The organism is Pseudomonas reactans (assembly GCF_013387025.1).
GTDB classification, from domain to species: domain Bacteria; phylum Pseudomonadota; class Gammaproteobacteria; order Pseudomonadales; family Pseudomonadaceae; genus Aquipseudomonas; species Aquipseudomonas reactans.
The window spans coordinates 1-22,966 of sequence record NZ_JACAQP010000020.1 but is presented as its reverse complement, the minus strand read 5'-3'; the positions used below and the strand labels follow the sequence as shown (position 1 = coordinate 22,966).

General features: G+C 60.2%; 18 protein-coding genes and 1 rRNA gene. 5 read left to right on the top strand and 14 right to left on the bottom strand.

Translation table 11 applies throughout. The features are described 5' to 3' along the window. Positions 1-2: 2 nt before the first annotated feature. From HX793_RS20560 to HX793_RS20505, 12 genes are all read right to left on the bottom strand, one after another. Positions 3-2,456, bottom strand: coding sequence for a TonB-dependent siderophore receptor (locus HX793_RS20560; RefSeq protein WP_177094490.1), 2,454 nt, complete (start codon positions 2,454-2,456; stop codon positions 3-5). A 92-nt stretch (positions 2,457-2,548) separates the two neighbouring features. Continuing rightward, complete coding sequence (locus HX793_RS20555) at positions 2,549-3,499, bottom strand: FecR domain-containing protein (RefSeq protein ID WP_177094488.1); 951 nt, start codon at positions 3,497-3,499, stop codon at positions 2,549-2,551. Further along, positions 3,496-4,005 (bottom strand): sigma-70 family RNA polymerase sigma factor, encoded by a 510-nt coding sequence (locus HX793_RS20550; RefSeq protein ID WP_068937692.1) that lies wholly within the window; start codon positions 4,003-4,005, stop codon positions 3,496-3,498. The genes HX793_RS20555 and HX793_RS20550 overlap by 4 nt, the downstream gene beginning before the upstream one ends. 74 nt (positions 4,006-4,079) lie before the next feature. After that, a complete protein-coding gene (locus tag HX793_RS20545; RefSeq protein WP_177094486.1) occupies positions 4,080-5,525 on the bottom strand; it encodes an efflux transporter outer membrane subunit in 1,446 nt (481 codons plus the stop codon). After that, on the bottom strand, positions 5,522-6,580 hold the full coding sequence (locus HX793_RS20540; protein ID WP_177051918.1) for an HlyD family secretion protein: 1,059 nt from the start codon (positions 6,578-6,580) through the stop codon (positions 5,522-5,524). Before HX793_RS20540 ends, HX793_RS20545 begins: the two co-directional genes overlap by 4 nt. Before the next feature lie 15 nt (positions 6,581-6,595). Further along, on the bottom strand, positions 6,596-8,131 hold the full coding sequence (locus tag HX793_RS20535; RefSeq protein WP_177094484.1) for an MFS transporter: 1,536 nt from the start codon (positions 8,129-8,131) through the stop codon (positions 6,596-6,598). A gap of 102 nt (positions 8,132-8,233) precedes the next feature. Beyond that, positions 8,234-9,154, bottom strand: a complete 921-nt coding sequence (locus tag HX793_RS20530) for a LysR family transcriptional regulator (protein WP_033900092.1) — start codon at positions 9,152-9,154, stop codon at positions 8,234-8,236. 52 nt (positions 9,155-9,206) lie between these two features. Then, on the bottom strand, positions 9,207-9,833 hold the full coding sequence (locus tag HX793_RS20525) for a TonB family protein (RefSeq protein WP_016976699.1): 627 nt from the start codon (positions 9,831-9,833) through the stop codon (positions 9,207-9,209). Between the two features lie 99 nt (positions 9,834-9,932). After that, positions 9,933-10,781 (bottom strand): ABC transporter permease, encoded by an 849-nt coding sequence (locus HX793_RS20520; RefSeq protein WP_012721565.1) that lies wholly within the window; start codon positions 10,779-10,781, stop codon positions 9,933-9,935. Between the two features lie 11 nt (positions 10,782-10,792). Continuing rightward, complete coding sequence (locus HX793_RS20515) at positions 10,793-11,644, bottom strand: ABC transporter ATP-binding protein (RefSeq protein ID WP_016976700.1); 852 nt, start codon at positions 11,642-11,644, stop codon at positions 10,793-10,795. A gap of 1 nt (position 11,645) precedes the next feature. Further along, positions 11,646-12,671 carry an ABC transporter substrate-binding protein gene (locus HX793_RS20510; RefSeq protein WP_177051924.1) on the bottom strand — a complete coding sequence of 342 codons (1,026 nt, stop codon included), beginning with the start codon at positions 12,669-12,671 and terminating at the stop codon, positions 11,646-11,648. A 14-nt stretch (positions 12,672-12,685) separates the two neighbouring features. Next, on the bottom strand, positions 12,686-13,579 hold the full coding sequence (locus HX793_RS20505; RefSeq protein WP_177051926.1) for a TauD/TfdA dioxygenase family protein: 894 nt from the start codon (positions 13,577-13,579) through the stop codon (positions 12,686-12,688). A 368-nt stretch (positions 13,580-13,947) separates the two neighbouring features. On the opposite strand from HX793_RS20505, the gene HX793_RS20500 reads away from it, so the two are divergent. The 5 genes from HX793_RS20500 (at position 13,948) to HX793_RS20480 (ending at position 20,541) form a co-directional block, all read left to right on the top strand. Further along, positions 13,948-14,658, top strand: a complete 711-nt coding sequence (locus HX793_RS20500) for a GntR family transcriptional regulator (RefSeq protein WP_016976703.1) — start codon at positions 13,948-13,950, stop codon at positions 14,656-14,658. A gap of 329 nt (positions 14,659-14,987) precedes the next feature. Next, positions 14,988-15,746 (top strand): DUF3050 domain-containing protein, encoded by a 759-nt coding sequence (locus HX793_RS20495; protein WP_177051928.1) that lies wholly within the window; start codon positions 14,988-14,990, stop codon positions 15,744-15,746. Then, entirely contained in the window at positions 15,743-16,690 is a 948-nt protein-coding gene (locus tag HX793_RS20490; protein WP_016976705.1) for a diiron oxygenase, read from the top strand. The genes HX793_RS20495 and HX793_RS20490 overlap by 4 nt, the downstream gene beginning before the upstream one ends. Beyond that, positions 16,687-20,064, top strand: a complete 3,378-nt coding sequence (locus HX793_RS20485; protein WP_177094482.1) for an amino acid adenylation domain-containing protein — start codon at positions 16,687-16,689, stop codon at positions 20,062-20,064. Before HX793_RS20490 ends, HX793_RS20485 begins: the two co-directional genes overlap by 4 nt. Positions 20,065-20,082: 18 nt before the next feature. Continuing rightward, positions 20,083-20,541 (top strand): SRPBCC family protein, encoded by a 459-nt coding sequence (locus tag HX793_RS20480; protein ID WP_016976707.1) that lies wholly within the window; start codon positions 20,083-20,085, stop codon positions 20,539-20,541. 45 nt (positions 20,542-20,586) lie between these two features. Here the strand turns inward: HX793_RS20480 and HX793_RS20475 are convergent, their stop codons facing one another. Both HX793_RS20475 and rrf read right to left on the bottom strand, forming a co-directional pair. Then, positions 20,587-22,467: a methyl-accepting chemotaxis protein gene (locus HX793_RS20475; RefSeq protein ID WP_016976708.1), complete on the bottom strand. Its 1,881-nt coding sequence runs from the start codon at positions 22,465-22,467 to the stop codon at positions 20,587-20,589. A 269-nt stretch (positions 22,468-22,736) separates the two neighbouring features. Further along, positions 22,737-22,852 (bottom strand): 5S ribosomal RNA (rrf, locus tag HX793_RS20470). Between the last annotated feature and the right edge of the window lie 114 nt (positions 22,853-22,966).

The following is a 22,966-nucleotide window of genomic DNA, read 5'->3' as shown; positions in this document are numbered from 1 at the left end:
AACTACCAGTCGTAGGTCAGGCTCGACACCACCGTGCGCCCTTCGCCGTAGTAGCAATCCAGGTCACCGGTGCACTGCGACACGTAGGTCTTGTTGGTGAGGTTCTGCACGTTCATCGCCAGTTTCACGCCTTTGAGTTTGAGCGGCGAACGGCTCAGGTCGTAGCTCAGACTGGCGTCGTAGACGCTATAGGACGGCACGGTAAAGGCGCCTTCGTAGTAGTCGCCCAGGCTTTGACGCGCGTAACGCACGCCCAGGCCTGCGCCGAGGCCGGCCAGCGGCGTGTCGCCGAGCACGCTGTAGTTGACCCACATCGACGCGGTGAGCGGCGAGATGCCGGCCGGGTGGCGACCTTCGCGGCCATCGTTGTCCTTGGTGTATTTGATGTCGTTGCGCGAAGCCGACGCGACGATGTCCCAGGCATCGCTGAGGACGGCCTTGGCTTCCACTTCCACGCCGCGTGAACGCATGGCACCGCTTTGGGTGCTGAAGGTGGTGTCGACCGGGTTGGTGGTGAGCACGTTTTCCTGGTCCAGTTGATAGACCGAGATCTGCACGAAACTCTTCTGCCCAGGCGGCTGGTACTTCACGCCGACTTCATATTGGTTGCCGGTGGACGGCTCGAATGGCTTCTGGTTGGCGTCGGTGCCGGCCAGCGGCAGGAAGGATTCCGTGTAACTGACAAACGGCGCCAGGCCGTTATCAAACAGGTACACCAGGCCTGCACGCCCGGTGAACGCCTGGTCTTTGCTGGCAAAGCGGGTGTCGGTCAACGGTTCTTTATTCACGACGTTGGCCCAGTCATAGCGCCCGCCCAGTACCAATGCCCATTGGTCCCACTTGATCTGGTCCTGTACGTACAGGCCGGTCTGGGTGATGGTGCGGTCCCAGCGATACGGTTGGCCGAAATTCAGACGCTGGCCGTAGACCGGCTTGAACAGGTCGATGATCGGCGGGTTGCGGTCGTACAAGCCGTGGAACTGCGAGTTGGAATGGTAGTAGTCCAGGCCGAAGATCATCGTGTGAGAGAAGGCACCGGTATCAAATTCCGCCTGGGCGATGCTGTCCACACCAAACACTTTGTTGTTCTGCGCCCAGTCCACACCGAAGCGTTGCAGGTAGCGTTGATCCTGTACGCCCGTGGCCGGGTTGGCGACGAAACGGTAGCCGTGTAACGGCGCGGTGTAGCGGTCGTCGACCTCGGCATAACGTGCGTTTTGCTTGAGGGTCCACGTGTCATTCAGGCGATGGGAAATCTCGTAACCCAGTGCGTATTGCTCGCGGTTGTACTGGTTGACGCCAGGCTCGCCGATGAACAGGTCGCGCTTGATCTTGCCGTTGGGGTTGGCCCACAACGTGCCGGATGCCGGCAACCCTTGGGCCTCGGGCACGCCTTTGTCTTTCTGGTACTGGGCGAACACCGTCACACTGGTGTCATCGTTGGGGCGCCAGGTGAGGCTCGGCGCGATGAACTGGCGTTTGTTTTCGACGTAGTTGATTTCGTCCTGGCCGTCATTGGCCAAGCCGGTCAGGCGATACAGAAATTGCCCTTGCTCATCCAGTGGACCGCTCAGGTCGATGGCCGCACTTTTGTGCTCGTAGGTGCCCGCTTCCAGTACCACTTGGTGGATCGGCGCTTCACTGGGGCGCTTGCTGACCATGTTGACGATGCCGCCGGGCTGGTTCTGCCCGTACAGCACGGAGGCCGGGCCCTTGAGCACTTCGATGCGCTCCAGGGAATACGGCTCGATCTGCAACGCGCCGCCGGTGCTGCCGCCGCCATAAGGCAAGTGCAGACCGTCGAGGTACAGGGGCGTAGGCGAGAAGCCGCGAGAGGTCGGCTCATCGAACAGCTTCACCCGATCGGCGAAACCACCCGCGCTCATGCCCGGGGTGTAGAGCAACGCCTGGGTCACACTTTGGGCCCCACGTGCCTTGATCTCGGCGGCGGTGATCACGTTGATGGTCTGGGGAATTTCCACCAGTGCCGAATCGGTCTTGCTGCCCGATGCACTGCGCGTGGCGACAATACCGTCGACCGGGCCCCAGGCATTTTCCTGGGCTTGCTGGCCGCTGATCTGGGTGGCGCCCAGTTGCAAAGGCCCGCCACTGGAAACCGCCTGCAACGACCAACCGCCCTGGGATTGCATCGCCATTAGGCCGCTGCCCGCCAGCAGCCGCTCCAGACCCGACCCGACGCCATAGCGCCCTTGCAGGCCCGCACTGCGCTTGCCTTCGGTCAGCGCGGCATCAACCGACAGCAAAATGCCCGACGCGCTGGCAAAGCGGTTCAGTGCCTGGTCGAGGCTGCCGGCCGGGATGTTGTAGCTGCGCAGCGCCTCGGTACTTTCTTCGGCATGGACCTGCGTCGGCACCATCGGCACCGTCGCCAACAGGCTGACAAACACGCCACGGCGCAGGGCGCGGGCCAAGGGTTGGATTGGGTGGTGCGGCATTGCAGGACTCCCCGTGAGATCGCTTCTTGATTGGCTTTCAAGAGGTATCCCGAACGGGACGCAAAAACCGACAAGCGCAGGTGAAAAAATTTTCAGGCTCGCGCCTTGATCGTCACCCAGTAGCGCGTGACCGCTTGCACCTGTACCGGCAACGAGCGCTCCAAAGCGGCGAGGATGGCGTCGGTATCGTTGAGCGGAAACACGCCCGTCAACAGCAGCCCCGCCACCGCCTGATCACACCGCAGCAGCCCCGGACGGTAACGACTCAGTTGCGCCACGAACTCGCCCAACGGCTGGCGCTCGGCGATCAGGCGGTGTTCGGTCCAACTGCTGGTATTGGCGCTCACCGCTGCCAACGCCGAGCTTTGGCGTTGGTTAAACCACAGGCTGTCACCGGCGTTCATCTGCACGGCTGCGCCCTGTAACGGCGTCACGCGAACGCGGCCTTCGTACAGGTCGACACGGCTGCCATCGGGCAGTTCGCGCACCGTAAAACGGGTGCCCAGCGCCTGCACGTCGCCAGCTGGGGTTTCAACGATCAATGGGCGGACGGGATCGTGGCCGCTGGTCAATAGGATTTCGCCTCGGATAAGGCGGATACGCCGCTCACTGGCGCTGAAACGCAGGTCGACCGCGCTGTCGCTGTTGAGGTCCAGGCGCGTGCCATCGCTGAGGGTGACGTGGCGAATCTCGCCGGTGCGAGTGCGGTACTCAGCGAAGGCGGCTTGCCAGGGCTCGCTGCGTTGCACCAGGTAACCACTGCCGCCAGCCACCAACAGCACGCCGAGCAGCTTGAGCGCAGCGCGGCGCTGGGTGTCCGGCGTGTCGCGCAACACCGCGCGGGCGCTGTCGGCGGGCACGCTGCCGAGGGTTTGCTGCAACTGCTGCAAACGCTGCCAGGCACGGCGATGCTCCGGGTCGGCCGCCTGCCAACGGGCAAAGGCCAGGCGTTGTTCGCCTTGCAGGTCGCCGCCCCATTGCAGCATTAGCCACTCGCTGGCCTGCTCGACAACTGCCGGGGCGATGGGTGCGTCGTGTCTCATTCGGCGTAGGCCACTTGGTAGCAGGCGACGATGGCGCGGGTCATGTACTTCTGCACCGAGCTGACGGAGACGCCCAAGCGCTCCGCGACCTGTACATAACTCAAGCCTTCGAACTGCGACAGCAAAAACGCCTGGCGCACGTTATCGGGCATGCGGTCGAGCATGGCGTCGATCTGCATCAGGGTTTCGAGGATCAGCGCGCGAGTTTCCAGGGAAGGCGACTCCGGCTCGGGCAGGTGCGCGATGCTTTCCAGGTAGGCGCGCTCGATACGCAGGCGCCGCCACTGGTCGATCACCAGGTTGCGGGCAATCTGCGCCAGGTAGCTGCGGCTTTCCTTGTCGCCGGGGAAGCGCCCGGACACCAGCAGACGCAGGAAGGTGTCCTGCGCCACGTCAGCCGCGTGCTCGCGATCGCCCAGGCGTTTGCGCAGCCAGCCTTGCAGCCAGCCGTGATGGTCGCGGTACAGGAGGTGAAGCTGTTGCTGGCCGTCAGTCGCGCTGTCCATGAAAAAGCTCAGATACACTATTGAGAGCAATTATCATTACAGTTTATTTAGCGACTGACAAAAACTCTTTGTACTTAGCGCCCGGCGGTTTGCAGCGGGTACACCGATTCCCAGCCTCCGCCCAACGCCTTGTACAACCCAACCATCGCCAGCGACACGCCCGTCGAGCTTTCCACCCACTGCTCCTGCGTGGCCAGCAGCGCGCTTTGCACGGTGAGCACGTTGACGAAATCCACCACGCCTTCAACGTACTGCTGCTGCGCGGTGCGCAGGGCAATCTGGTTCTGGTGCACGGCTTCGGCGAGGCTGTCACGACGCAGCTGGCTGGCGTTGTAGCGGGTCAGTTGGTCATCGATTTCATGCCAGGCGCGCAGCACGGTTTGCTGGTACGCCAGCGCTGCTTCCTGTTGCTGGGCTTCGCGCAGATTCAACATGCCCTGCAACCGTCCGCCGTTGAACAGCGGCAAGCTGAATTGCGGGCCGAAAGCAAAGGCGCGAGAGCCCCATGAACCGAAATCCGAGAGCTGCATGGCCTGGGAGCCAAGGCTGCCGGACAAGGTAATGCGTGGGTAGAAATCGCCCTTGGCCACACCGATGCTCGCAGTGGCAGCGTGCAAACGCGCCTCGGCCTGGCGGATATCCGGGCGGCGCTCAGCCAGCTCCGAAGGCAGGCCAATCGCGACTTGACGCTGGGTCTGCGGCACCGGCGCGTCCTTGGACAACTGCGCGTGCAGGGCTTGCGGCGGCTCGCCCATCAACAGGCTGAGGGCGTTGATGAGCTGGTCCTGGCGCTGTTGCAGATCGGGCAGGCGCGCCTCGATGGCGGCGACTTGAGCGGCGGCTTCCGCCACGTCCAGGTCCGTGGCCACACCGTCAGCCAGGCGCAACTGCGACAGTTTGAGGCTGTGGCGAGCGACGTCGAGGTTCTGCTCGGTAACGGCGCGGGTGTTCTGCACGCCGCGCAGTTGGATATAGTCCTGGGCGGTCTCGGCGAGTACCGATAACAGCACGGCACGGCGGTCGTCTTCGGCGACTTGCAGGGTGGCGTCGGCGGCTTCGGTTTCGCGTTTGACGCGGCCCCAGAAGTCCAGCTCCCAGGAGGCCGAGAAGCCCATGTCCCACTGGTTGAACGCCGAACGGCCATTGTTGCCGGACGGGTCGCTCAAGCCTTTGCCGCTGTTGCGTTGGCGCAGGTAATCACCGTTGGCATTGACGTTCGGATAGCGCTCGGCGGTGGTCACCTGGCGCACGGCGCGGCTTTGTTGCAGGCGGCTGCTGGCGAGTTTCAGGTCGAGGTTATCGGTGAGCGCGCGGCGTGTAAGCGCCGAGAGTTGTGCGTCCTGGAACACATCCCACCAGAGTTCCTGCAATGGGTCGCTGACCGCACGGCTGGCGGCCAGGCGACCCTGGGGCGCGCTCCATTGGGTCACTTGCGGACTCTGGGGCGTGTGGAAGTCCGGGCCGACCGTGCAGGCGCTCAGGCTGATGAGACTCAAGGTGAGCCAGGCAATTCGCTTCATTGCTGGGCCACCTCACGCTGCTGCGCGGCCGGCGAGGTGTCGACGCTGGCTTCCACCGACATGCCAACCCGCAGGCGCTCGATGTGCGCCTGGTTGGGTTCAAGGACGATCTTCACCGGAATGCGCTGCACCACCTTGGTGAAGTTACCGGTGGCGTTGTCCGGCTTGACCGAGGCAAACGTCACGCCCGTCGCGGGCGCGAGGCTCTCCAGATGACCGTTGAGCAACTCGCCGTCGAGGCTGTCGACGCGCACTTGCACGGCTTGGCCGGCATGCATATGGGAGAGCTGCGTTTCCTGGAAGTTGGCCACCACATAGGCCTCTTCCAGCGGCACGACCGCGAGGATCTTGCTGCCCGGCGTCACATAGGCGCCCACCCGCACTGCACGCTCGCCGACCATGCCATCCACCGGCGCAACGATGCGCGTGTACGACAGTTGAAAACTGGCCAGTTCCAACGCGGCTTGGGCACGTTTGAGCCCACCCTCAGCGGCATCGCGCTGGGCGGTGAGGATTTCCACCTGCTTGCGTTCCGCCGCCAGCACAGCCGTGGCATTCGCCAGGCGCGCGGTGGCCTGGTCGATGCGGGTCTTGGCTTGCTGGGCGTTCTGCACGGTGCCGGCGCCGACTCCGGCGAGGTGGTTGTAGCGGTTCAACTCGTGCTCGGCGAAGGCCATTTCGGCGCGATCTGCCGCGACGGTGGCCTGGGCCTGAGCGATGACCGAACTTTGCCGCTCCAGGGTCGCCGTGGCGTTTTTCAGTTGGGCCTGGGCCACCAAGGTATCGGCGTCGGCCGCCTGGGCGGCGGCGCGGAAGTCGCGGTCATCGATCAGTGCCAGCAGTTGCCCGGCCTTGACGCGCTGGTTGTCTTCCACCAGCACTTCCTTGATAAACCCAGCCACGCGCGGCGCCACCAGGGTGAAGTCAGCGGCGACGAAAGCGTCGTTGGTGGTCTGGCGCTTGCTGCCCAGCACGCTCGGCGCGACCAGGTATACCAACACGCCGACGGCAAATACGGCGATGACGGAGACGGCAATTTTGTCTTTGCGTTTCATGAACAGTCCTTTCTATCAAGTCGGTGCGCGAGGCGGAAAGATCCGCGTGGGCATCCAGAAAATCAGCAGGATCAACGCCACCGCGACCGCGGCCATGACGTAGTACAGATCCGAAGAAGTCAGCACCACGGCCTGCTCGTGCAGGCGGTGCGCCAGGCCCGGCGCGTCACCGTCGGCCAGGGGCGAATTGCCCAGGCGGTCGACCAACATGGTCGAGTGGAAGTGCAGGCGTTGGGTGGTCAAGGTGTCGAGAACGCCGGTAGCAATCACTGCCGCCAGGCCTTTAATGGTGTTGAACCAGGCGGACGCGAACGGCCCGTCCATGGGCTGGATGCTGCCGGTGGAGAGCATCAGCAGCGGCAACACGGCCATCGGTTGCCCGAAGATCTGCAGCAGGTACAGGCCGTAGAAATCGTCACGAATCCACTCTGAGGTCAGGTGCGCACTGCCCACGCAACACAGCACCAGCATGCCCAGGCCGATCCCCAGCACCCAGCGGCAATCGACCCAGCGCAGGTTGCACAGCGCCGCCACCAGCGGCAGCGCGATCAACTGTGGGATCGCCATCAACAGCATCACCGGCGCGGTTTGCAGCGGACGGTAACCCTGGACCTGGGCGAGGAAGCTCGATGGGATGATGATCACCGAGGTCAGCACCATCAGCACGCCCGCCAGCACAATCAACGCGAACGACAGGTTGCGCAGGCCAAGCATCTGCAATTTGAAGAACGGTATCGGCTGCGACCATTCATTCACCATGAACAGCACCAGCAATAGGCTGCCGCCACACAGCAGGAAGGTGATCAGGCCCGACTCGAACCAGTCCAGCCGATTGCCTTGCAGGATGCCGATGACCAGCATGCAGATCGCCGGGAAGCCCAGCAGCAAGCCACGCCAGTTGAACTGCTTGAAGCGCTCCAGGCGCAGCGGATCCTGCGGCAGGCCGTAGGCCACGGCAATCATGGCCAGCAGGCACGGCGCGACGATTTGCCAGAACGCCCACTGCCAGCCGACGTACTCGGTCCACAGCGCCGCCAGGGGCGTGCCGAGGCTCGGGCCGAAGGTGGCCGTGAGCGCGTAGCCAGCCAGGCCGTACAGCTTGACGTTGGCCGGCAGGAAACGCAGGGCCACGGTCATCAGCATCGGCGGCAGCGCGCCACCGGCCAGGCCTTGCACGGTGCGCAGCACCAACAGGCTTTCGTAGTTCGGCGCGAACGGACACAGGATGCCGAGCACCGTGAACAGTCCGATGGCGCACAGCGTGAAGCGACGTAGCGAAAAGGTCACCGAACACCAGGGCGCAAACGCCATGGCCGCCACGGAAGTCGCGGTGTAGGCCGCGACCAGCCAGGTGCCTTCGTCAAAGCCAATGTACAGCGCACCACGGATATCAGCGAGGGCCACCTTGGTGACCATCTCATTGAGGCCGGAGACCAGCACCGCCAGCAACACGCCGACCAACCCGATGATGATGCGCGGGCCGAATACGGGTGGGGTCATGGCAGTGGGTTTGGCTGCAGCCGCAAGGGTGGGGGCAGCGAGGGAGGTCATGAACAGGTAACTCGGAATGTTAAATACCCGAGCAGTTTAATCAGGCACACACATGACAAAAAGTTACTTGTTGGTAGGATATAAGTGCGCCAGACGCAACGATCAGACAGGCTGCGCTTCGAGCCAGGTGGCGTGGCAACTCTCGCGCATGGTTTCGCGCAGCCATTTGTGAGCAGGGTCTTTGTCGAAGCGCGGGTGCCAGGATTGGGCGAGTACCAGTGTTGGCAACGAGATTGGCAGGGCGAACGACCGCAGGGGCAGCTTCAGGCGATTGGCGCTCAACAGCGCTTCCTTGGGCACCGGCAGCAGCAGGTCGGAATCGGGCAGCATGAACATCGCGCCGTGAAAGCCAGGCGCAATCATCGCCACGCGGCGCTCCAGGCCCTGGGCATTCAGCGCGGTGTCGATCGGCCCACGGGCAATGCCGCGCCGCGAGATGCTGATATGGGAATAGCTGGCGAAGCGTGCAGCGGTGATTTCTTCGTCGAACAACGGGTGGTCTTCCCGCGCCAAGCCGACGAAGGTGGTGGAGAACAGGTTCTGCACTTTCACTTCGGGGGTGACCGGCATTGTGTTGCTCACGCGCAAATCCAATCGGCCTTCACGCAGGGCTTCGTCGTCGGTGTCGCCCTCGGGCACGAAGCACAGCTCGCACAATGGCGCCATGCGCTCCATGGTGTCGAACAGGCGACCGCCGTACACGCCGATGAAAAAGTCATTGGCGCGCACGCTGAAGCGACGGCGCAATGTACTCAAATCCACTTGGTCCGCCGAACGGAACAGCAGCGCCGCCTGCTCCACCACGTTGCGCACCTGGCCTTGCAACTGCAGGGCTTTGGGCGTTGGCACCAGGCCGCGACCGGCGCGCACCAGGATCGGGTCGCCGACGGCTTCGCGGATACGCGTAAGAGTGCGGCTCATGGCCGCCGGGCTGAGGTTCATGCGGCGCGCGGCGCCGACCACACTGCCCTCGTCGAGCAAGGCGTCGAGGGCGACCAGCAGGTTCATGTCCGGTAGTTGCATGCCAAGCACTCGTGACCCATGGAGAGTGAACTGGGCGCAATCGTAGCAGGCTTTACAGGTAGCGCTTCACGTTACGGGGCAGGTAGTCCGCGTAAGCAGCTTTGGGATGAGCCTGGCATTTGCGCACGATGTCCGGCAGGGAGTTTTCCAGTTCGTCGGCACGGGTCAGTCCTTCGTTGTAGTCGCTTTTACCGCTTAACGCCGGAAACATTACCGCCACACGGGTAATGGCAAAGCTCTTCATGGCGATCAACGGACGGGTGGGATGCTCACGACGGAACTGGCTTACTTCTTCCGTCAGCGCGCTGCAGGATTGGTAGGTGGTTTGGGTGAAGGTCAGTTGAGTCGTTTCTTTCTTCGGTGGTTCGGGCGTGAAAATCATATCGTTCTGCGCATCGAGCACCGCCGGCCGATCGGCACTGACCGTCCAAGGTTTGAAGCGCCAGAGTGTAGCCGCAGCCACGGCAGCCTCACCAAACGCCGGCTTGGTGGCGCTGAGCGCTTTGACATCGCTGACCGTACCGTTGTTGTGAATATTCAAGCTGATGCGCGCATGCCCTTGGGTGAAGGTCAGGTGACTGGGATAAAGCGGCTTGGGCATGCTGACCACCTCGGGCACGAACTCCGCGAAGACCGAGGTCGACAATAACAAGGCTGCTGCCAAGACAAAAAACCGCATCGTCGTAAATCCTTTTACCGGGTACGCCTGACGCCAGGGCGGCGTCAGATTCGGCCGGCATTATCGGGTTCACGGCGGGCAAAGAGCAATCATTCCTGTTTAGCGCTGCATCCCCCAACGCTTCACGGTCAGGCGCTCAAAGGTGTCAAATACCAGGTTTTCCACCAACAGGCCGATCAGGATCACCACCGCCAGTCCGGCAAACACCTTGTCGGTATACAGCTCGTTGCGGTTCTGGAAGATGTACCACCCCAGGCCGCCCTTGCCGCTGGTGGCCCCGAACACCAACTCGGCAGCGATCAGCGTGCGCCAGGCAAATGCCCAGCCGATCTTGAGGCCTGCGAGGATCGACGGCAGCGCCGCCGGGATCAGGATGAACAGCACAAAACGCATGCCCTTGAGGCCATAGTTGCGCCCGGCCATGCGCAAGGTTTCGGACACGCCGAGGAACCCGGAATAGGTGTTGAGCGCCAGCGCCCACAACACCGAGTGCACCAGCACAAAGATCAGGCTGTTCTGCCCCAGGCCAAACCACAGCAGCGCCAGTGGCAGTAGCGCAATGGCCGGCAGCGGGTTGAACATCGACGTCAGGGTGCTGAGCAGATCGCGGCCCAGTTGGGTCGACACCGCCAAGGTGGTCAGGGCGAACGCCAGCACGATACCGATCAGGTAACCCTTGATCAGCACCACCAGCGAAATGCTGACTTTGCTCAGCAGTTCGCCGCTGAGCAGGCCGTCGTACAGCGCGTGAAAGGTTTGCAGGAAGCTCGGCAACAACAGGTCGTTGTTCTGGTAGCGTGCAACGGCTTCCCAGAGAATCGCGAGTACGATCAGGATCAGGCCCTTGCGCAGCCAGCCTTGTTGCCACAGGCGCTGACGTAGGGGCAGTTCGCGCTCCACAGGGACGCTGAGCAGCGGTTCTAGGGTAATTTCATATTCCTGGCGCATGGATGTTCCCCTTAATACGCGATGCGGATGTCAGCGAAACCCAACTCACGCTCGGCCTCGGGCGCTTCATCGAACAGCAAGCGATGAATGCGCCGCGCCGAGGCCTGGAATTCCACGCCGCCGAGGCTGTGCAGGTCGTATTGATGGCTGTGGATTTCGGCGCGCACGCGCCCCGGATGGGGCGACAGCAACAGGATGCGATTGCCCACCACCAGCGCTTCTTCGATGGAGTGGGTGACGAACAACAGGGTGAAGCGCACCTCTTCCCAGAGCAGCAGCAATTCTTCCTGCATCTTGCGCCGGGTCAGCGCGTCGAGGGCCGCGAAGGGTTCGTCCATCAGCAGGATTTTCGGCTGCATGGCCAAGGCACGGGCGATGGCGACACGGGCTTTCATCCCGCCGGACAGGGTGTGTGGGTAGGCGTCGGCAAAGGCGGTGAGACCGACTTTGTCGAGGTAGTGCAGCGCGCGCTCTTCAGCTTCGGCGCGCTTCAAGGTTTTCGAGGCCAGCAGCGGAAACATCACGTTCTGTTTGACGGTTTTCCACGGTGGTAGCTGGTCGAATTCCTGGAACACTACGATGCGGTCCGGGCCCGGTTGTTCGACCTTTTGCCCCAACAGGCGAATCTCGCCTTCGCAGGGTTTGATAAACCCGGCGATGGACTTGAGCAACGTGGATTTGCCGCAGCCCGACGGGCCGAGCAGCACGTAGCGGTCGGCCGGGTCGATCTCGAAACTGACCTGGTGGGTGGCGCGCACCACGCGCTCCGGGGTGCGGTATTCCAGGCTGACGTGATCCACCGCCAGCAACGGGGCAGTGGTATGCAGGTTGCTGGCCGTGTGGCCTTGCAAGGGCGCGTTCATTTCAACTTCCTTGCAGGGGCTTGGCGTCCTGGAAGAAGTAGTCCTTCCACGATGCAGGCTTGTTCTTGATGGCGCCGACGCGGTAGAGGAATTCCGCCAGCGGGTAGGTATTTTTCGGTGTGACGCTGAATTCGAACTGCGGGTTGTCGATAATTTTCAGCAGCTCGGCGCGGTCGATCTTGGCCTTGGTCACACGGATGTAGGTATCAGCCGCCGCGCCTTTGTCGTTCTGGGCGAACTGCGCGGCTTCGGTCAACGCTTCCACGAACGCCTTGTAGGTTTTCGGGTTGTCGTTGCGGAATTTCTCAGTCGCGAACAGCACCGTCGGCGAGTTCGGGCCGAGCAGGTCGTAGGTGTTCAGCACCACATGCACGTTCGGATTGGCCAGGGCCTGGTCCTGGAACGGCGGGTTGGAAAAATGCCCGGTCAGCTCGGTGCCGCCGGCGATCAATGCTGCGGTGGCGTCGGGGTGAGGAACGGCGACGGTGTACTTGTCGAGGCGGTTGAATTCCTTGTCGCCCCACTGTTTGGCAGCGGCATATTGCAGGAAGCGCGACTGCACCGACACGCCCACCGCCGGCACGGCAATGCGGTCCTTCTCGGTGAAGTCGGCGATGGTCTTGACCTTAGGGTTGTTGCTCACCAGGTAGTAAGGGAAGTTACCGAGGGACGCGACGGCCTTGACGTTCTGCTTGCCGTGAGTGCGATCCCAGATAGTCAGCAGTGGGCCGACACCGGCACCGGCAATGTCAATGGAACCGGAGAGCAGCGCATCATTGACGGCGGCGCCGCCGGAGAGTTGGGTCCAGTCGACCTTGATGTCGATGCCTTCCTGCTTGCCGTATTTTTCGATCAGGTTCTGGTCGCGCACTACGTTGAGCAACAGGTAAACGATGCCGAACTGTTCGGCGATACGGATCTCACCTTCGGCCTGCGCGGCCGAGGGTGCAACCAGGCTGCCGGCCAACAGGCTGATACCCAGGCCGACAGTCGCGGCCAGTCGTGCGAATGGAATGTTCCTGGACATGGTCATGCTCCGAATCAAAAAGGCGCGTCGCCCTGAATGGTGGTGCGAAACAACTTGCGGCGCAGATGGCTCGGGCAACCGGCTGCCAGGTGGATCAGCGAGCGGTTGTCCCAGAACACCAGGTCATGGGGCTGCCATTGGTGGCGGTAGATGTTTTGCGGCAACACGCTGTGGGCGTAGAGCTGGGCCAGCAGGTCGCGGCTTTCGTCTTCCGGCAGGCCGACGATGCGCGTGGTGAAACCTTCGCTGACGAACAGTGCCTTGCGGCCGTTTTCCGGGTGGGTGCGCACGATGGGGTGCACCACTTCGGCGACTTGGGCGAGCTGTTCGGGGGTCAATGTGGGGCGCCAGTTGCCTTCGAATTTGGTTTCGCTGTAGCGCGCGGTGTAGGAGTGCGCGGCGCTGCGGCCCTCAACGGCCCTGCGCAGGTGCTCGGGCAATTGGTCCCAGGCTTTGTGCATATCGGCGAACAACGTGTCGCCACCTTCAGAGGGCAACTCCTGAGCGTGCAGCATCGAACCCAGGCTCGGCAGTTCCTTATAGGACAGGTCCGAGTGCCAGAACTTACCCGCGTCTCCCAGGCCGATGGACTGGCCGTTTTCGATGATGTTGGAGACGATCAGGATTTCCGGGTGGTTGGGCAGCAGGAACTGCTTGAGTACATGGATCTGCAGCACGCCAAAGCGGCGGCTGAAGGCGATCTGCTGTTCAGGGGTGATACGCTGGTCGCGGAACACTACGACATGATGGTCCAGATGCGCGCGATGGATGCGCACAAAATCCTGGTCGTTGACCGGGCGCGACAAGTCCAGGCCAATGATCTCGGCGCCGACACTGCCAGACAATGGACGAATCTCGAAGGTTTGGGCGGTAGCGGTCGCTGTTGGAACAGTAGAGGTGGCGGACATGAGGTCACTCCCGGTCAGACAGGAGAGTGACTTTATAGATATAAGAACAGCAATTTAAATACCGTTAGCGAATATCGATATACAGGAATGTGCCGCCCAATCCCGGATCGGCTGGCAACCGGAGGGAATAAACCGCAGAGGTAGAGTGTTCAATAGATAGGAACTGCTGCTGCCATTGACGGCTCTTAAGCAGGCTTGATGAACCTGACTGTGTAAGGCGGCATAAATACAGGCTGTGGGCGCGGGGAGCGCGATGTTGAAACGCTTACAAGCCGAAACTGTGCCCGTTTGACAAGCTTACGGGCAGTCTCTAGTGTGCATTGGATCCAATTAAGCACACCCATTTTAATAAGGAGGATAGCGTAACCGTGACGCAGAAGCCGACCCCTTTGAACAGCATAAAGATCAGCGGTCCTATTCCCGCCCATCTCGCTCGCTCAGTAATTGAAGAAACCTTGCGCAACGCCATCCTGGATGGCCGTTTACCCTGTGGTACTGCCATGCGCCAACAAGAGTTGGCGAGCCTGTTCGGGGTCAGTCGCATGCCGGTACGCGAAGCCTTACGCCAGCTGGAATCCCAGTCACTGTTGCATGTAGTGACCCACAAGGGCGCCGTCGTTGCACCGTTGATCGAAGACAATTCGGCCGAGACCTATGAACTGCGGATGTTGCTGGAGTCTGAAGCTCTGCGCCTGTCGATTCCCTTGCTCACCGAAGCCGATATCGTGGAAGCGGAGGCCTTTATTTGTGCGCTCGAACAGGAAAAAGACTACGCCGAGATTGGACGCCTCAATCGTCTTTTCCACATGGCGCTTTATGGCAAGGCCCCAAACCAGCGGCTGCTCAAATTGGTGGAGCACGGCTTGAACGAGGAGGAACGATTCCTGAGGTACAACCTTGAGGCCATGGGTTTGGGCGAGACGTCCCAGGAAGACCACCGCGAACTGCTTAGCCTCGTGGCGCAAAAGAAAACCCAGGAAAGCATCCTGACGCTGCGCAATCACTTGATGCGCGGCATGGAGGTGATCACGGCGTATCTCAATGGCTTGGATGCCCACGGCACGAAATTCACGCAATAGGGTATTGAACGCTCCTCGGCGGACCTTCCAATATTGCGGCTGGCACTAACTAAGCTTAGTGCCAGCTGGCGAAGAGATTTCCCACCACGACCCAAGCAATCAACTTACAAACTATATTATTTAGAAAAACTTCTAATATATTTGTATGCCTGCCAACATAGTTAATACCTCTATCATCATTTATTACTAAACCACTTCGCACGGCATTGCAGCGCCTATCGTTAGGTAGTTCTGCGCGCCGGCAGAGGCTTATACCTGCGCACCTCCCGACAACTACAAACTCATCGCTGTTTTTTCACAGCAGACGCAACATTTTATAGGCATCAACCATGCATCAAACTTTACTTGAAACAGCAAAGCTGCAGTTATGCAGCCATGCGGTATTTTCAGAAATAACTTCCCTGCGTAAGTTACAACTTTTTATGGAAAGTCATGTATTTGCCGTCTGGGACTTCATGACCCTCGCAAAACGCCTGCAACAGGACCTGACCTGCACTCGCCTGCCCTGGCTGCCACCTGCAGACCCGCTGGCAGCGCGGCTGATCAATGAGATCGTGCTGGGTGAGGAGTCAGACGAACATCCCGTGCAAGGCTACTGCAGCCATTTCGAACTGTACTTGGAAGCCATGGCGGAAGTGGGCGCCAACACCTCGTCCATCAACCACTTTGTTGCGCTGCAATGCCAAGGCCTGGGGGCCACGGCAGCCTTGAATCAGGTCGAGCTTCCTCCCGGCGTCAGCCGCTTCGTCAACGACACCTTGCACCTTGCGTTGCATGCGCCGACCCATTGTGTGGCGGCCACCTTCCTGCACGGCCGCGAGCATGTCATCCCAGGGATGTTCGAACGCATCCTGCAATCTGATGAATTCATTCATCGCCAGGCGCCAACCCTGTGCGCCTACCTCAAGCGCCACATCGAATTGGACGCCACGCATCACGGGCCAGCAGCCGAGCAGTTGCTCGATCGCCTGGCCAGCGTAGACCCGACGTATCCGCAACAGGCCAACGACGCCGCACTCGCAGCCGTGCAAAGCCGTCTCGCGTTCTGGGATGAACTTCAGGCCTCGCTGCAAGAGGTGCACCCATGAACGCCGGCGATTACCAAGCCATCGCCGATGACTGGGAGCGCCGCGCAACCATCCGCACACGGCCTCGACGCTTGTTGGAGAGCGATGACAAACTGATCTACCCGCTGTGCCGTCAGCCCCTGGTGCTCTGTTCGACCTTCCTTGAGCACTGCCCCCAGTGGCGCGATTTTGTACTGGTGCAGAGCTTTTACAAATTCATCAATGACGTGGTGATATTCGAGACCGAGATCGTCGACAAGACTGCACGCAGCATCGCCAAGAATCGCTTCGCGGTGCCCTTCCCGCTGGCCTGCCGCGTGGATGCGATGACCGTCGTCGTGGACGAGGATTATCACGCACTGGTTGCGCTGGATTTCCTGCAACAAACCGTGGCCATGACCGGCATACAACCGCTGGAACTGCCCGAAGAAATAGAGCTGAGCCACGCGCTACCAACGGCCCAGGCGTTGGCGCCCGTCCATCTGCGCGATGCTGTCGCGCTGATTGGCGTGGCAATCGCTGAAAACACCGTGACCCACGATGTGGCGGCATTCGCCAAGGACACCAGCGTGAAAGCCTCCATCCGTGGCTTGATGGCCGACCACCTGTTTGATGAGGGCCGCCACGCTCAGTTCTGGGTACGGCTCGTACGCCTGTATTGGCAAACCGCGAGTGAGGAGGACCGCAATGACATCGCCAAGGTGCTGCCGATTTTTCTGGCTCAGTACCTGACAAACGACCTGCAAAAAAACTTCGACCTGTACTTGATCGGACACCTCGACATCAGCGTCAGCCTACGCGACGCGTTACGCGCTGAAGTTGCGGCACAGGCCTTTCCTATCACCCGCCAGCACCCATTGATGGGCAATATCCTTGGTTTCCTGCAACACAGCGGTTTGCTGCAAACGCCGAGCGTGGCGCAGGCGTTGAGCGATTACCTGCCGGTGTCCGGGAGGGTGGCATGAGGCGGCTGAACATTGGATTTTCCGGCGCCAGCAATGCCTTGGAGGCCGTCAGACAAGCGCTGGAACAGTATGGGCATATCACGGGCAACAAGGGCGTCGACCTGTGCATCGATGACGGAGGGCAGTCGGTACAGGACAACACAAGCCCGACCCCAAGATTAAGCCTGCGTGTGGGCGTCGGTCCGATAACAGACTGCGGGCTGCCCGCGCTGCAACTGCGCGCCTATGGGCCAGATCGAACGTTATTGGCAGTACTGGATATAGCCGATGAGCCCAGTGGCAACGGTCAAAGGCTACGCCGGCGCGTCACCCGCGAATTAGTGGAATGGGCCACGCTGCACATCAGTGGCTTCTCGCGAGATCCTGGTTATTTCGAATTGAATGCGCTCGCCAATGACTGGCCCGAACAAAGCCTGGAAACGCTGGAGGCGCTGGCATTCACCCATCGGTTCAATCACACCGCAGACCCTGCCGTGATAGAGGTCGCCCGAGTGCCACTGATCAATCGGTTGCAGGCGAGCCTTCATACTTTTGCCGACCGGCCCGCATTGAAGATCGGTGCCAGTGAAGTGACCTATCGTCAGTTGCACGCTCACGCACTGGCAATTCAGCAGCGCTTGCAGCCCTTGTTGGTGACTGGACAAACACCCGCAGTCGTTGGTGTCTGCCTGGAAAAAACCATCGAAGCGTACGCCAGCATTCTTGCCGTGCTGGGCTGTGGAGCGGCGTACCTGCCGTTGGATCCCGACCACCCTACTCACCGCCATCAGGCCATGCTTGAAAGCGCAGGCGCCCAGGTATTGCTGGACGCCGGTCAGCATCCATTAAGAGCGCGTTTCATCTCATTGGATGTCAGCAGCCATGATCTACACGACGTCGACCTCACACGGTCGTTGGCGAGCCGACACGGTCATGCCGATGCGCCCTGCCTGATGCTCTTTACATCGGGCACCACCGGGCAACCCAAAGGCGTGTTGCTCAGCCAAGCGAACCTGGCACATTTCACGGCCTGGTTCAGGTCCTGTGTGAGCCTGGATGAACAGAGCCGCGTCTTGCAGTTCTCGCCGTTGGGCTTCGACTCATCGCTGATCGATATTTTCCCCGCCTGGATAGCGGGCGCCACGTTGATTGTCCCCAGTGCAGAGCAACGACAAGACCCTCAACAGCTGCTGGACCTGCTCCACCGGCAGCGCGTCACCCACGCCTTTCTTCCGCCTGCGCTGCTGAGCATCCTGCCGCCCGATCGACCGCTGCACCTGAAGCACCTGCTGACGGGTGGAGATGTGTGCGAACCCCATGTGATCGAACGTCTTTCAGCGCAGTGCCAGTTCCATAACCTCTATGGGCCTACAGAGGCCACGGTGCTGATCACCCATCGGACGCTGCGCCCCAGTGACAGCAATCGCAACGTCGGCCACCCCATCGCCAACAGCCAGGTGCTGATCCTCGATGAACACCTGCAACCGGTGGATGAGGAGGTGATGGGTGAGGTGTATATCGTCGGCCCCGGAGTGAGCCTGGGGTATGTGAACGCCTCGTCACAGGCTGCCAATCCTTTTGTGGAGCTGGCCGTGCCAGGCGGCCTGCCGCTGCGGGCTTATCGCAGTGGCGATCTGGCGCAGTGGACCGCCGACGGGATCGTGCTGGGAGGACGGCGAGATGACCAAGTGAAGATCCGTGGTTTTCGGGTAGAACCGCTGGAGATTGAGCAGTGCCTGCGCAGCAGTCGACTGTATCGACAAGTAGCAGTGGTGATCGACCGTGACCGCAGGATCCGTGGCTTTGCCGCGCAACCTGAACCAGGAGCCAGCATGAAGGCGCTGCAACAGCATGCAAGGCAGTGGCTGCCGGACTACATGCAGCCCGGCGCCTGGGATGAGCTGCCATGCATACCGTGTTCCAGTAACGGCAAAATCGACCGTGAGGCGTTGCTGGCACTCCCGCTCCAACCCAATTTGCCGACAGCCCGCAGCACTGCACGAACCCCACTTCAGATTCAACTGACCCGCTTGTGGGTCGAGCTGCTGGCGTTGCCCATGGATGAATTGTCTATCGATGAAAGCTTCTTCGACCTCGGCGGCCATTCGATTTTGCTGTCGACTCTCTTGCTGCGTTTTCGCGAAGAATTCGGCCGTAGCTTTTCATTAAGCCACTTCATCGAGGCACCGACAATTCGTACGCTTGCAGCATGGGTGGAGAATGGCGAACGACCCGAAACACACGCCGGCCAGGCGATTCGCGACGCTCAACAAGAGGGGTCGCTAAACACGCTGCCCGAAACTTGCGCGGGCGATCCTTACAAAATGATCGTTACGGGGGCCAACAGTTTTGTGGGTGTCCACATCGTCGAAGCATTGCTTGCAGCTGGAGCAACCAAGGTAGCGTGCCTGGTACGCGAAAAATCTGGAGAATCGGCAATGGCGCGATTCATCCAAGCGTTGCGCGAATATCACCTGGAACACCTGGACCTGAGCAGAGTGCAGGTACTTGCCGCTGATGTCAGCCTGCCTCGATTGGGTTTGGCCAACGATACCTATGAGGCACTCGCCAAAGATTTTGGGGTGTTGGTACACAACGCGGCACAGGTCAACCACGTGATGGACTATGCGTCGCTGAGCCGGGATAACGTTGTCCCCATCCTCGAATGCCTGCGCCTCTGCGAGACGCACTGCAAGAAGACCTTCAACTTCATCTCGACGCTGTCGGCTTCAAGCAGTATCGACACCCAAGGCTATGTCCTCGAAACGCCCGCCGCGACCGCACTGCCGCTGTACATCAGGAATGGCTACAACCTTTCCAAATGGGTCGCCGAGCGGCAATTGGGACGTGCCGTGGAGCGCGGAGCCTGGGTGAACATCCATCGTCCCGGCAACATCAGTTTCAATAGTCTCACGGGTGTCTGCCAGCCTCAGAAAAATCGCCTGATGTTGATGCTCAAGGGATCACTGCAATTGGGCCTGCTACCGAAGCTGTCGCTGAACTTCGACCTGATGCCGGTGGACTTCCTGGCACGCTTCATCGCATTCCATTGCAACCGTTTTCAAGCCGACAGGAATGTGTTCAACCTGCACAACCCCCAGCCGTTGAGTTGGGCGCACTACCTGGATGCATTTAGCCGCGCGGGACACTGTTTCAAGCGGGTAAGTGTGGCGCAATGGCAGCAATCGCTACGAACGGTCAGCCAGGACAACGCACTGTTTGGCGTGCTTGGTTTTTATCTCGACCGCCTCGACGAAGACATCAGCGATACCTCAATGATTCGCCACGACAACGCGCGACAGGGTGTCCAGCAGATGGGGGCCCGCTATCCCGAAAAAGACCAGGCCCTCTTGAGTAAGGGCTGCAACTACCTGGAGGCCATCGGCTTTCTATGAACGCCTCAGGACGACCTTATGAAAACACTGCAACCCGATACGTTAATTCGCAACCCGATCGGCCTGCCGATAGTGGCCTTTACCGAGGTCGACTGCCCTGCCCCCCAGCTATGGGACGTGGTGGGACAATTTTCCGGCTTCAATGTGTTCATTCCTGCGTTGACGCATATCGAAATGATGGGTACAGGTGTGGGTGCCTTGCGCACAAAGTTTTTCCGCGATGGCAACTGTGTGGTGGAGCAACTCAATAGCCGGGACGAGCAGGCCATGCAGATGACCTGGACCACGATCTACAACACCCTCGGTGTGGCCAGGCTATGGGCGGCGATCTGTGTGGAGGCCCTAGGTGCGCGGCGCTCCAAGGTGACATGGACAATAATTGCCGAGCCCATCGACAGGGCAGACACAGGGTTTGAACAGTTTGTGCAGGGTTTCGCCGATAGCGCCCTGGAGAATGTCCAGCGGATACTGGGCTAAGCGGCAGGAGCGAGATGGCCAGCTCCTGCCTGATCAGTCAGCGGGTCAGATCTTGAAACTGTCGACCAATTGCTTCAGTCGATTAGCCTGCTGCGACAACGCATCGCAATCTTTCAGGGTTTCGTTGAGATTGGCCACGCCCTGCTGGTTCAGCAGGTTGATCTGATTAATGTCGACGTTGAGCGTTTCCACCACGGCCGTCTGTTCTTCAGTCGCCGCCGCGACAGACTGGTTCATGCCGTCGATCTCGACAATCCGCTGCGTTACGCTGACCAGGCGCTCACCGGCCTGGTTCGCGACCTCAACGCTTTCTTCGCTGGAGGTTTGGCTGGCGTTCATGGTGGTGACCGCTTCACGCGAGCCCACTTGCAGCGAAGTGATCATTTTGTGGATCTCTTCGGCCGACTCTTGAGTGCGGTGAGCCAGGTTGCGCACCTCATCGGCAACCACTGCAAAGCCTCGGCCGGCCTCTCCCGCACGGGCCGCTTCGATGGCGGCGTTAAGTGCCAGTAGATTGGTTTGCTGTGAGATGCCTTTGATCACATCCAGAATGTGGCCGATGTTGTCGGTGCTGGCGTTGAGGGTCTCGATCTGAGTGCAGGACAGGCTGATCTTCTGCGACAGCTCCGACATTGCAAGGATGGTTTGCTCCACCACTTTGCGCCCATCGTCGGCTTGCTCACTGGCGCCGCTGGCGTGCTGTGAAGCGTCGGCGGCGTTACGTGCGATTTCCTGGGTAGCGGCGCCCAGTTCGTTGATCGCTGCTGCCACGCTGTTGGTACGCGCGCTCTGCTCGTCGGAACCGATGATCGAGGCATTGGACGAGGCCATCACACGCTGGGACAAATCGTGCACTTGGCGGGTTGCGGAAGACACCTCCGAAATCGAGGCGTGAATGCGTTCTACGAACTGATTGAAGGCACTACCCACTTCGCCGAACTCGTCCTTGCTGGTCACAGCGAGACGGCGGGTGAGGTCACCCTCCCCTTGGGCAATGTCTTGCATCGCTACGCCCATGGTGGTGAGGGGGCGCAACAAGACTTGAATCAGCAAACTCAGGAGCACGGCAATCGCCACCACAGCGATCAACATGGCAATCAGCGCGGAAGTGCGGAACTTGCCCAACGGTGCGTAGGCTTTGTCTTTATCAATCGACAGACCGATGTACCAATCTGCGCCGGGCAAGCCACTTATGGGGGTAAACGACAGAATGCGATCCTGACCATTGAGGACGACATCCTGATTGACCTTCTCGATGCGTACCTGGGTACCGGGGTAAATGTCCTTGAGGTTCTTCATCACCTGGTCCTGATCAGGACTGACGATGACTTGGCCATCGCCGCTGACCAGGAACGCATGGCCGATCCCACCGAAGTCTACCGAGTTGATGATCTTCACCAGGGTCTGCAGGCTCAGGTCGCCACCGACTACACCGAGCAATTCACCATTCTTCTTCACCGGCATGGCGATGGTCACGATCTGACCGCCTACGGCGGCCATGTAGGGCGGGGTAAGCATGGGCTTATCTGCCGCTACTGCCTGTTTGTACCAGGGGCGCTGACGAGGGTCATAACCATCGGGCATTTTTGCGTCTGGACGCTGGGTGAACACACCGTTGGTTTGGCCAACATAGGTGAACTGGAAGTTAGAGGTGAATGCCGGTTGATCGACCAGACCTGGGAGGTCGGCGCCACTGCCTTGGTGGGCAACGTTTTGTGTGAGGCTTTCGAGTACCAGTATTCGCCCACTGAGCCAGTTCTGCACACTGCTGGCGGTGAGCTCACCGGATTGCTGGATGGACGACTCCAGGTTCTGCTTGATAGTGCTGCGTTGCAAGTAGTCGTTGTAGAGGGTGAATAACGCGAAGGCCAGAACCACGACGCCTGACGCGGCCAGCAGAATTTTATGACTGAACTTGAGATTCATTTCATCGACTTCTTTTTGCCAAAGGGGGGTGAGCGTGCCGAGTGGAACATTCCATGTAGCGGTATAGGCGGACTCTCGGGCCGCTCTATTTCGGTGCACGCATGGCTCATCAGGCTTTCGGCCAAGGCTTGGCAAATCTTAGGACTTTGTGAGGTGTTTCCTCTTTTTATGTAGGAAACCGACCAGCGGTACGCCCTGCGTTGCGCCTTTTACCCCTTAAAACGACAAAACCCCTGTCTGCGTTAGCAGACAGGGGTTTCGGAATTTAATCTTGACGATGACCTACTCTCACATGGGGAAACCCCACACTACCATCGGCGATGCATCGTTTCACTACTGAGTTCGGGATGGGATCAGGTGGTTCCAATGCTCTATGGTCGTCAAGAAATTCTGTGTATCGGACCGTTGCGTTAGCGACGTGCCGATGAAATTCATGGACTTCTACATAAACAAAACCCCTGTCTGCGTTAGCAAACAGGGGTTTTGGAATTTAATCTTG

Coding starts and splice junctions, on each gene's coding strand:
- HX793_RS20535 (WP_177094484.1), bottom strand. CDS start 8,131: ATGACCTCCCTCGCTGCCCCCACCCTTGCGGCTGCAGCCAAACCCACT.
- HX793_RS20525 (WP_016976699.1), bottom strand. CDS start 9,833: ATGCGGTTTTTTGTCTTGGCAGCAGCCTTGTTATTGTCGACCTCGGTC.
- HX793_RS20520 (WP_012721565.1), bottom strand. CDS start 10,781: ATGCGCCAGGAATATGAAATTACCCTAGAACCGCTGCTCAGCGTCCCT.
- HX793_RS20530 (WP_033900092.1), bottom strand. CDS start 9,154: ATGCAACTACCGGACATGAACCTGCTGGTCGCCCTCGACGCCTTGCTC.
- HX793_RS20505 (WP_177051926.1), bottom strand. CDS start 13,579: ATGTCCGCCACCTCTACTGTTCCAACAGCGACCGCTACCGCCCAAACC.
- HX793_RS20490 (WP_016976705.1), top strand. CDS start 15,743: ATGAACGCCGGCGATTACCAAGCCATCGCCGATGACTGGGAGCGCCGC.
- HX793_RS20480 (WP_016976707.1), top strand. CDS start 20,083: ATGAAAACACTGCAACCCGATACGTTAATTCGCAACCCGATCGGCCTG.
- HX793_RS20555 (WP_177094488.1), bottom strand. CDS start 3,499: ATGAGACACGACGCACCCATCGCCCCGGCAGTTGTCGAGCAGGCCAGC.
- HX793_RS20495 (WP_177051928.1), top strand. CDS start 14,988: ATGCATCAAACTTTACTTGAAACAGCAAAGCTGCAGTTATGCAGCCAT.
- HX793_RS20540 (WP_177051918.1), bottom strand. CDS start 6,580: ATGAAACGCAAAGACAAAATTGCCGTCTCCGTCATCGCCGTATTTGCC.
- HX793_RS20545 (WP_177094486.1), bottom strand. CDS start 5,525: ATGAAGCGAATTGCCTGGCTCACCTTGAGTCTCATCAGCCTGAGCGCC.
- HX793_RS20510 (WP_177051924.1), bottom strand. CDS start 12,671: ATGTCCAGGAACATTCCATTCGCACGACTGGCCGCGACTGTCGGCCTG.
- HX793_RS20485 (WP_177094482.1), top strand. CDS start 16,687: ATGAGGCGGCTGAACATTGGATTTTCCGGCGCCAGCAATGCCTTGGAG.
- HX793_RS20515 (WP_016976700.1), bottom strand. CDS start 11,644: ATGAACGCGCCCTTGCAAGGCCACACGGCCAGCAACCTGCATACCACT.
- HX793_RS20550 (WP_068937692.1), bottom strand. CDS start 4,005: ATGGACAGCGCGACTGACGGCCAGCAACAGCTTCACCTCCTGTACCGC.
- HX793_RS20475 (WP_016976708.1), bottom strand. CDS start 22,467: ATGAATCTCAAGTTCAGTCATAAAATTCTGCTGGCCGCGTCAGGCGTC.
- HX793_RS20560 (WP_177094490.1), bottom strand. CDS start 2,456: ATGCCGCACCACCCAATCCAACCCTTGGCCCGCGCCCTGCGCCGTGGC.